3 protein-coding genes are annotated in these 2021 nt (G+C 34.1%); all 3 read right to left on the bottom strand.

The genetic code is table 11. The annotated features are described in order from the left end of the window. Positions 1-355: 355 nt before the first annotated feature. A complete protein-coding gene (locus HMPREF1505_RS09895) occupies positions 356-712 on the bottom strand; it encodes a hypothetical protein (RefSeq protein ID WP_036925008.1) in 357 nt (118 codons plus the stop codon). 6 nt (positions 713-718) lie between these two features. Further along, entirely contained in the window at positions 719-1330 is a 612-nt protein-coding gene (locus tag HMPREF1505_RS09900; protein ID WP_036925010.1) for a GAD-like domain-containing protein, read from the bottom strand. Between the two features lie 92 nt (positions 1331-1422). After that, positions 1423-2021, bottom strand: a 599-nt coding sequence (locus HMPREF1505_RS13355) for a hypothetical protein (protein WP_036925011.1), incomplete at its 5' end; no start/stop codon positions are given.

A 2021-nucleotide genomic window follows, 5' to 3' on the forward strand; every position in this document is an offset into this window, starting at 1 on the left:
AGTTATAAAGTAGTAAAGTAAAAGGTGCTTAATTGGACTTCAAAAGGGCGTTAGTTAGACTTCAAAAGGGCACCTACTGCAAGTCAATTAGGCACCTTTTAGAAGGCAAAAGAGCATGTGTTAGCTTTGAACTGCATAAAAAGAGTTTACAAAAGTCAATAGTATGAGAATAAATTGTTTGTAAAAGACAGATAGACATCACACCTAATTACATTTATCATGTAGTTTCCCCCCCCCACTTTATAAAACCTTCTTATTGGAGGTAAGCTTACCATGTATGTGGATTAATCTCATTCTATTAACAATCTACACATTTAACAGAAGAACCTTTTTTATTTTTATCTTTGCTTATTGACTACTTTTCTGTTTTTAGTGGGTATTCCTTATCCACAATTCGTTTGATAATGTAATTGCGAATTTCTATTGGAATTCCAATGATGAATATACATGGTAAGAAAACGGGAAAGAAAAGCTTGCCAATGATGTTCCAAGTATTTCTCATAAACCCTCTATTCAGTTGCCAAAGTGGTTCCATCTCAAGAATTGTACTTCCAAAAATGACAATCCAAAGAACTATTAACAATAAAATACTGCCAACTACATAAATGTTCTTTGCGCCACGATTAAACACCTCTATTCGTTTGTCGAGTGGAACTCGCTCCAGTATCTTCACCTGCTTGGTAATCTGATTTATTCTTTCTTCCTTATCCATATTTTCTTAATCTGATAAATCTATAAATTTACCAACAGCTTGTCCTATTATGTCTACATACGACTTTACATCTACCACTTGCAGATTTTTGCTGGATGCTTTGCCTCCCAATGCCAAGGCTGGAACATAACCATAACACTGACCATATTGCAAAGTAGGTAACTTTCCTTTAATATTTAAATAAGGTCGGGAGTCAAAATATTCCTTGTCTATAATAGCCGTTTCATCTCCTAAAGTAAAGTTTAAAAGAAAATCCATATCACCTAAGATTTCGCTTGTACACTTTCTTATATTTATAAACAAGATTCTATTTCCCTCATCAGATGAAATCGTCCAATTATCATTACCCTCCCATATTAACAAATCTCCTAAAGCCGTAACACCAAATACGATAGAAGGTTCTAACAACTTATCAATGTAATCAAATACAAATTCATACTCATCAGGATTAATAAACTGTATAAAACCATCTTCATAAATACCATAGCCCATATTTTGCCAGATGGTTAACAGTTCTTCAGGAAGTACTCCTTTATATTTATTGATTGTTTTAATAGGAACATCACTATACTTGGTATAGTTGTTTTTATTTCTTTCTTCAAATGTTAATCGTGCCATAATCTTATCTTTTTATTACTCAGAACTTAGGATTTGGAGTTAAAACAAAGCTACGCCATCATTGCGTTGTCAAGCGTTACTCGTAAACCAGCTCAATCCTTTAGTCCCAAGCGTTCCATGTCTTTTCCATAAAGACGATTAAACTCTTTTGAAGACAATTCGTGTGCAAGATAAAGTTCAACAAACTTTTTGTTAACACTGGGCTTTATGGTTTCCCACGCCTCCATTCCACCTAAACTCTCAGGCCAAGATAATGCTCGCTTAAAGAAGATTGGTACGGGATTTTCTTTCGTGCCGTAGGTTGGGTCCTGCCATTGCTGACGATTGACATAGGCTGAGAAACTTTTAATCTCATAAAGATAATCTAATCTTAGAGTTTCTATGTCATCATACCAGATTTTCTCGCCACTACCCCTTTGAATTATATTATAGCTGCCTTTAAAAGTAACAACTCCTAAATATTTCTTATGTTCAGGGGAATAGAAATAATACATATTATAAATTGCTGAGCGTGTTTGTGCTACTCCCATAAACCATCCGCTGGTAGTAAAGATATCATCATCCTTTTTAATTTTGTGACGGTCTTTAGGAATTTTTACTACTATTGTGTCTGAATTCTTTATATATGTATCAGCATAAGGGATAGCGTCTTTATTTCCACCAAGCGTAAACCTCGTTATAATAAAGATAA

The sequence above is a fragment of the Prevotella sp. ICM33 genome, assembly GCF_000517825.1.
GTDB classification, from domain to species: domain Bacteria; phylum Bacteroidota; class Bacteroidia; order Bacteroidales; family Bacteroidaceae; genus Prevotella; species Prevotella melaninogenica.

Bases quoted from the DNA above. Each gene is read 5' to 3' on its own strand.
- HMPREF1505_RS09900 (WP_036925010.1), bottom strand. From the start codon at position 1,330: ATGGCACGATTAACATTTGAAGAAAGAAATAAAAACAACTATACCAAG.
- HMPREF1505_RS09895 (WP_036925008.1), bottom strand. From the start codon at position 712: ATGGATAAGGAAGAAAGAATAAATCAGATTACCAAGCAGGTGAAGATA.